Annotated in this window: 5 protein-coding genes; 2 read left to right on the forward strand and 3 right to left on the reverse strand. The window is 71.4% G+C overall.

The window, feature by feature from the left end; genetic code table 11:
• Nucleotides 1-1,188: diaminobutyrate--2-oxoglutarate transaminase family protein (locus AOK23_RS09450; RefSeq protein WP_055712295.1), on the reverse strand; the 1,188-nt coding region annotated here is incomplete at its 3' end.
• A gap of 378 nt (nucleotides 1,189-1,566) precedes the next feature.
• Between AOK23_RS09450 and AOK23_RS09455 the strand changes: the two genes are divergently transcribed.
• Nucleotides 1,567-2,793, forward strand: coding sequence for a trypsin-like serine peptidase (locus AOK23_RS09455; RefSeq protein WP_206336163.1), 1,227 nt, complete (start codon nucleotides 1,567-1,569; stop codon nucleotides 2,791-2,793).
• A 178-nt stretch (nucleotides 2,794-2,971) separates the two neighbouring features.
• Entirely contained in the window at nucleotides 2,972-4,153 is a 1,182-nt protein-coding gene (locus AOK23_RS09460) for a trypsin-like serine peptidase (RefSeq protein WP_055712296.1), read from the forward strand.
• Nucleotides 4,154-4,234: 81 nt separating this feature from the next.
• On the opposite strand, the gene hflX is transcribed toward AOK23_RS09460, so the two are convergent.
• A complete protein-coding gene (gene hflX / locus AOK23_RS09465; protein WP_055712297.1) occupies nucleotides 4,235-5,731 on the reverse strand; it encodes a GTPase HflX in 1,497 nt (498 codons plus the stop codon).
• Nucleotides 5,732-5,938: 207 nt separating this feature from the next.
• Entirely contained in the window at nucleotides 5,939-7,432 is a 1,494-nt protein-coding gene (locus tag AOK23_RS09470; RefSeq protein WP_055712298.1) for a M1 family metallopeptidase, read from the reverse strand.
• Between the last annotated feature and the right edge of the window lie 98 nt (nucleotides 7,433-7,530).

A 7,530-nucleotide genomic window follows, 5' to 3' on the forward strand; every position in this document is an offset into this window, starting at 1 on the left:
GATGCCGATCATCAGCCCCCGCCCCCGTACGTCGCCGACGCAGGCGAACTCCTCGGTGAGGGGGCGGAGGTGGGCGTGCATCCGGGCGCCCAGGGTCGCGGCGCGCTCGGCGAGGCCGTTCTGCCGGACGTAGGCGAGGGTGGCGGTTCCGGCGGCCATGGCGAGCTGGTTGCCGCGGAAGGTGCCCGCGTGGGCGCCGGGCTGCCACACGTCGAGGTCGTCGCGGTAGACCACGACGGCCAGGGGAAGGCTGCCGCCGATGGCCTTGGAGAGGACCATGACGTCGGGGACGACCCCGCTGTGGTCGACCGCCCAGAAGCGACCCGTGCGCCCCACGCCCGTCTGGACCTCGTCGGCGATCAGCGGGATGGACCGCGCGGCCGTGATCTCGCGCATCCGTCGGAGCCAGCCGTCCGGCGCCGGGATGACGCCGCCCTCGCCTTGGACGGGTTCGAGGATCATCCCGGCGGGCGACGGGACACCGGACTTGGCGTCGTCGAGGACGGACTCCGTCCAGCGTGCGGCGAGTTCGGCGCCGCGTTCGCCGCCGATGCCGAACGGGCAGCGGTAGTCCTGGGGATACGGCAGGCGGGCGACCCGTACGTCACCGGCGCCCCCGGACGCTTCGAGCGCCCCGGCGGTCATGCCGTGGTAGGCGCCGGTGAAGGCGAGCATCCCGGTGCGGCCGGTCGCCGCCCGCACCAGTTTGAAGGCGGCCTCCACCGCGTCCGTGCCGGCGGGCCCGCAGAACTGCACGCGGGCGCGGTCCGCGAGGCCGGGAGGGAGGGTGCGGAACAGTTCGGTGGTGAAGGCGTCCTTGACGGGGGTGGCCAGATCGAGGACGTGCAGCGGGGCGCCCGAGTCGAGGACCTTGCGGATCGCTTCGAGGACGACGGGGTGGTTGTGCCCGAGGGCGAGGGTGCCGGCGCCGGACAGGCAGTCGAGATAGCGGCGGCCGTCCGCGCCCTCGATGGTCAGCCCTCGTGCCCGCACCGGCACGATCGGCAGAGCACGCGCATAGGTGCGCGCCGCCGACTCGCGCGCCGCCTGCCGCCGCAGGATCCCCTCGTGCGCCGAGCGCGCCCCCTCGTACTCCCGCCGCGCGGGCGCCCGTTCGTCCTCGTGTCCCGCGCGCGCCCCTTCGGACCCGCTCCCCACAGGTGCCACCGCAGACTCGGTCACCGCCACGACTACACTTCCTCCCGCTGCTCAGAGGCGAGTTGGCAGGGGTCACCGAGCACCGGCGGGTCCCCGCCCGTACCAACGACGCGGCACGCACTCGGAAGCGGGTGAGGCGAAGATCCTTGCCGTGACGGAACCGTTGCCGTTCCATCGGATGTCCCCCACAGGGACCGCATAGTGTGTGGTGCCGTTCCGGAGGGACGCCCGGCTCGGCGGATCCGTACCAAGCCGCGCGTACGGCGACCACGTACGAAGAAGCAGACGTACGGGGCCGAGCGCGAGTCGTGTCGGAGCCGTACGAAGAGGCGGCGGGCGTGCGGCAGGGCCGTACGCGCACCGCCTCGGCAGCACAGAGTTCTTCAACGCCCCAGGGGAGTTCAGACCATGCGACCCATACGCCCGCTCTTCGCCGTTCGTCGTGGAAGGAGCGCGCGCCGCAGAACCTCCCCCGTCCTGGCAGCGGTCGGTCTCGCCACGGCCCTGTCGCTCACCGCCACCGCCTGCGGCTCGGGGGACACCACGGCGAACGCCGAGGCGTCGTCGTCCGCCCAGGACAACGGCGGCGACGGCAAGATCCGGATCCCGGACAACCTCAAGGAGAAGCTCAAGGAGCACGGGATCGACCTCGACAAGTGGCGGGGCGGGGCCTGGAAGAACTGGGACAAGGACGACTGGCTGCGCGAGGCCGAGGACTACGTCAACCCGATCATCAAGGACCTGTGGGACCCGGACCGGATGCGGGACGCCGAGGAGCCGGAGAAGGAGGTCGACGAGAGCGACCTCACCGGCGACCAGGGCGTCACCGACCCGACCCCGCAGGCCGTCCAGGCGGAGGCGGTGTCGACGAAGTACCACGCGAACGCGCCGGCGGCGGGCAAGGTCTTCTTCGACGCCCCCGAGGGCACGATGGTCTGCTCGGCGACGGTGGTGAAGGACCCGGCCAACCCGGGCAAGTCCAACCTCGTGTGGACGGCCGGGCACTGTGTGCACGCCGGCAAGTCGGGCGGCTGGTACCGCAACATCGCCTTCGTGCCCTCCTACAACGACAGCGGTCTGTCGGCGGCACAGAGGCAGACGGCCACCAAGGACCAGGTCGCTCCGTACGGCATGTGGTGGGGTGACTGGGCGCAGACCTCGGACCAGTGGATCGAGCAGGGCGGCCAGAAGGGCGGCGACGGAGCGCCGTACGACTTCGCGGTGATCCATGTGACGCCGGAGGAGGGCAACGGCGGCAAGTCCCTGGAGGAGACGGTCGGTTCGGCGCTGCCGGTGAACTTCAACGCGCCGGCCGTGCCGCAGGTGGACAGCATCACCGCGACGGGCTACCCGGCGGGCGCCCCGTACGACGGCGAGACGATGTACCAGTGCACGGACAAGCCGGGGCGGCTCTCACTCGTCGAGTCCGACCCGACGATGTACCGCATCGGGTGCACCATGACCGGCGGTTCGTCGGGCGGCGGCTGGGTGGCGACCGGCTCCGACGGCAAGCCGGCGCTGGTGTCCAACACCTCCATCGGCCCGGTGAGCGCGGGCTGGCTGGCCGGCCCGCGGCTGGGCAAGGAAGCTCAGGGCATCTACGACGCGGTGAGCGAGAAGTTCGCTCAGCGGTGATGTCGGGCACCCGGTGACGACCGTGTGCGACGACGGTTCGGCGGCTGTCGGAAGGCAGCCGCCGACGTGTCGTGGAGGAGGCGCGCGGAAATATCGGCCGCGCGCCCTGCGTGCGTCCCCCAGCGCCCCCGCATAGTGGGCGTGACACAAGGAGCAGTTCCGACGGGGGTCGAGAACCATGCGCTTCTCATATCGGCGGCAGCCCCTCCTCGCCGCCACCGGACTGATCGCGGTGCTCGCGCTGACGGCGACCGCCTGCGGCTCGGCCGACGGGGGCACGAGCGACAAACCCGACGTCGCCGCGTCCCGCACCGCCGACAGGGACGGTGACGGTGTCCCCGATGTCATCGCCGACAGGCTCGAGGAGCACGGCGTCGACGTCGACGACTGGCAGGACGGCGGCTGGAAGGACTGGGACGAGGAGCAGTGGCTCGGTGAGGCCGAGGAGTTCTTCAACCCGGTGATCGAGGACCTGTGGGACGCGGAGCGGATGCGTGAGGCCGAGGACCCGGCGAAGACGGTCTCCTCGCAGGACGCCTCCGTCGACCAGGGCGTCAGTGACCCGCCTCCGGCACCGGTCGAGGCCACGCCCGAGAAGACGCCGTACCACGTGAACGCCGGTCCCGTCGGCAAGATCTTCTTCGACTCGCCCGAAGGCGCGATGGTCTGTTCGGGCACGGTCGTCTCGGACGAGAACCGTCCGGGGAGGTCCAACCTGGTGTGGACCGCCGGCCACTGTGTGCACGCGGGCAGCGGCGGCGGCTGGTACCGCAACATCGTCTTCGTCCCGGCCTACAACGACTTCGGCAGGTCCGAGGAGGAGCTGGCCGCGGGCGCCCCCGCGGAGGAGGTCGCGCCGTTCGGCCAGTGGTGGGCGGACTGGGCCGCGACCTCGGACGAGTGGATCGCGGGCGGCTCCCAGGAGGGCGGTGCCGGCGCGGCGTACGACTACGCGGTCCTGCACGTGAAGCCGGAGGCGGGCTCCAAGTCGCTGGAGGAGACCGTCGGTTCGGCCCTGGACGTGGACTTCTCGGCGCCCGCCGCGTCCGGGATCGACTCGCTCGGCGCCTGGGGCTATCCGGCGGCACCGCCGTACAACGGCCTGACCATGTTCCGTTGCATCGACAGGCCCGGGCGGCTCTCCCTCGACGCGTCGCTGCCGACGATGTACCGCATCGGCTGCACGATGACGGGCGGTTCGTCCGGCGGCGGCTGGTTCCGGATGGTCGACGGCGCGCCCCGGCTCGTCTCGAACACGTCGATCGGCCCGGCCGACAACACCTGGCTGGCCGGGCCCCAGCTGGGCAAGGGCGCCAAGGCGCTGTACGACGACCTGAGCATGTCGTACGGCGATCAGTGAGCGATGTCCTCAGGCCCCCGCTGAACCGTCGTCGAAGGCCCGCCCCTCGTCCGAGGGGCGGGCCTTCCTCCGCGTGACGGGTCAGGCCGTCGGCGCCGGTACGTACGGTGCCAGGTCCGCCGCCAGTTCCTCGTGCACCCGGGCCTTGAGCAGGGTGCCCTCCGGGGTGTGCTCCTCGGAGATCACCTCGCCCTCGGTGTGGGCGCGGGCGACGAGCTTGCCGTGCGTGTACGGCACGAGTGCCTCGATCTCGACCGACGGGCGAGGCAGCTCGTTGTCGATCAGGGCGAGCAGTTCCTCGATGCCCTGGCCGGAGCGGGCCGAGACCGCGATGGAGCGCTTCTCGATCCGCAGCAGGCGCTGCAGCGTCAGCGGGTCGGCCGCGTCCGCCTTGTTGATCACCACGATCTCGGGGACGTTCGTCGCGCCCACGTCACGGATGACCTCGCGCACGGCGGCCAGCTGCTCCTCCGGCGCCGGGTGCGAACCGTCGACCACGTGGAGGATCAGGTCGGAGTCGCCGACCTCCTCCATCGTGGAGCGGAACGCCTCGACGAGGTGGTGCGGCAGGTGCCGTACGAAGCCGACGGTGTCCGCCAGCGTGTACAGCCGCCCGCTCGGGGTCTCGGCCCGGCGCACGGTCGGGTCGAGGGTCGCGAACAGGGCGTTCTCGACCAGGACGCCCGCGCCGGTGAGACGATTGAGCAGGGAGGACTTGCCCGCGTTGGTGTAGCCGGCGATGGCGACCGACGGAACCTTGTTCCGCCTGCGCTCCTGGCGCTTGATCTCGCGGCCGGTCTTCATCTCCGCGATCTCCCGGCGCATCTTCGCCATCTTCTCGCGGATCCGTCGCCGGTCCGTCTCGATCTTGGTCTCACCGGGACCACGGGTGGCGAGGCCGCCGCCCTTGCCGCCGCCCATCTGCCGGGACAGCGACTGACCCCAGCCACGCAGTCGCGGCAGCATGTACTGCATCTGCGCGAGCGCGACCTGGGCCTTGCCCTCGCGGGACTTGGCGTGCTGGGCGAAGATGTCGAGGATCAGGGCCGTACGGTCGATGACCTTGACCTTGACGACGTCTTCGAGGTGGATGAGCTGCCCCGGGCTCAGCTCACCGTCGCAGATGACAGTGTCGGCGCCCGATTCGAGGACGATGTCCCGCAGTTCGCCGGCCTTGCCGGAACCGATGTACGTGGCCGCGTCCGGCTTGTCGCGGCGCTGGATCACACCGTCGAGCACGAGCGCGCCCGCCGTCTCCGCGAGGGCGGCCAGCTCGGCCAGGGAGTTCTCCGCGTCCTGCGAGGTTCCCGTGGTCCAGACACCGACGAGCACGACCCGCTCCAGGCGGAGCTGGCGATACTCGACCTCGGTGACGTCCTCGAGTTCGGTGGAGAGGCCCGCGACGCGGCGCAGGGCCGCGCGCTCGGAGCGGTCGAACTGGTCGCCGTCCCGCTCGCCGTCGATCTCGAAGCTCCAGGCGACGTCCTCTTCCATCAGGGCATCGGCCCGAAGACCCTCGGGGTTGTTCTGCGCGAAGGCGCGCTGTGCGGCCTGGGAAGGGGATGAAGAGGAGGTCATTGGATCCTTACGTCGATGGGGGTACCGAAGGGGTGACGGATCTCGGTCCGTCGATGGCGACAACGCCCGGGCCTGCCCGGAGATTCCCGGATGCGGACTCGGTCGACCCCGGACCCGCCCCTGGGGGCCGGTCCACGGCTGACCGGGAGTGGGCCGCGCCGCCGACTCGAAGATGGTCGCACGGCACGCCTCGTCTCGTCACGCGGGTTATTTTCCCGTCCCCGGCTTCGCCGAAGCCTCGGCGGGGGCCGCCTTCCAGTCGGGGTGCCCCGGCATCGGCGGCGTCCGCTCGCCGTGGAGCCAGCCCTGGAAGAAGACGTCCAGGTCGCGCCCGGCGATCCGGGTCGCGAGCTGCTGGAAGTCGGCGGTGGACGCGACACCGTCGCGGTGGACGGCGACCCAGTCCCGCTGGAGCCGCTCGAAGGCGGGGCGGCCGATCTCCTCGCGCAGGGCGTACAGGACGAGCGCTGCCCCGTCGTAGACGTTCGGCCGGAAGATACCGATCTTGTGGTCGGCCTCGGGCACTGTGGGAGCCGCCGGCGGCCCGCCGGCGGCCCGCCAGCGGTCGGAGGCTCTGTAGGCGGCCTTCATGCGGGCCTCCATGGGCCTGCCGGCCGTCTCCTCGGCGTAGAGGGCCTCGTACCAGGTGGCGTGCCCCTCGTTGAGCCACAGGTCGGACCAGGTGCGCGGGCTGACGCTGTTGCCGAACCACTGGTGGGCCAGCTCGTGCACCATGATCGACTCGACGTACCACTCCGGGTACTCGGGGCGCGTGAACAGCTCCCTCTCGAAGAGGGAGAGAGTCTGTGTCTCCAGTTCGAACCCGGTCTGCGCCTCGGCGATGAGCACCCCGTACGTCTCGAACGGGTAGCTGCCGACCTTGCGCTCCATCCACGCGATCTGGGCCGGGGTCTTCTCCAGCCACGGTTCGAGCCGCTCACGGTCCTCGGCGGGAACCACGTCGCGGACGGGCAGACCGTCCGGTCCTGAGCGGCGCACGACGGCGGAACGGCCGATGGACACCTGGGCCAGTTCGGTGGCCATGGGGTGTTCGGTGCGGTACGTCCAGGTGGTGGTGCCCGGGCCGCGGTCCGTGCCGGCGTCCAGACCGTTGGAGACGGCCGTGTAGCCGTCGGGCACGGTGACGCGGACGGTGAACAGGGCCTTGTCGGAGGGGTGGTCGTTGCAGGGGAACACCACGTGCGCGGCGTCGGCCTGGTTGGCCATGGCGAGCCCGTCGGCGGTCCGCACCCAGCCGCCCTCCTCGTCCTCGCTGTACACGGGGTCACTGGTGTGCCGCACGGTGATGCGTGTCCGGCTGCCCGCGGGGAGCGGCTGCCGGGGGGTGATCACCAGGTCCTCGCCCGCCGTGGTGAAGGCGGCCGGCGTCCCGTCGACCTCGACGGAGCTGACCTTGCCGTGGGTGAAGTCGAGGTTGACCAGCTCCAGAGGCGAGGTCGTCCGGGCGTCGATCGTGGTGACGGCCGTCAGGGCCTTGAGGTTGTCGCCGGGGTAGGTGAAGGCGAGGTCGTACGACTGCACGTCGTAGCCCGGGTTGCCGAGGTGCGGGAAGAGGCGGTCGCCGATGCCGAGCGGGACGGCGGGCGAGGGAACGCTCGCGGCGATCAGGCAGACGGAGACGGCGGAGGTGAGCAGCGCCGCCTTGGTACGGCGGCCCCTGAGGCGTGGGGTGAGCAGCATGGACCACCGCTACCAGCGCGCCCCGCCTTCGCCCCGCCGACGCGCAGCCGTCCCACCCGAACGTGTGGCTCGGCGGTCCGCCGAGCCACACGTTCGGG

The organism is Streptomyces torulosus (assembly GCF_001419765.1).
Taxonomy (GTDB): domain Bacteria; phylum Actinomycetota; class Actinomycetes; order Streptomycetales; family Streptomycetaceae; genus Streptomyces; species Streptomyces torulosus.

Coding starts and splice junctions, on each gene's coding strand:
- AOK23_RS09470 (WP_055712298.1), bottom strand. CDS start 7,432: ATGCTGCTCACCCCACGCCTCAGGGGCCGCCGTACCAAGGCGGCGCTG.
- AOK23_RS09460 (WP_055712296.1), top strand. CDS start 2,972: ATGCGCTTCTCATATCGGCGGCAGCCCCTCCTCGCCGCCACCGGACTG.
- AOK23_RS09455 (WP_206336163.1), top strand. CDS start 1,567: ATGCGACCCATACGCCCGCTCTTCGCCGTTCGTCGTGGAAGGAGCGCG.
- hflX (WP_055712297.1), bottom strand. CDS start 5,731: ATGACCTCCTCTTCATCCCCTTCCCAGGCCGCACAGCGCGCCTTCGCG.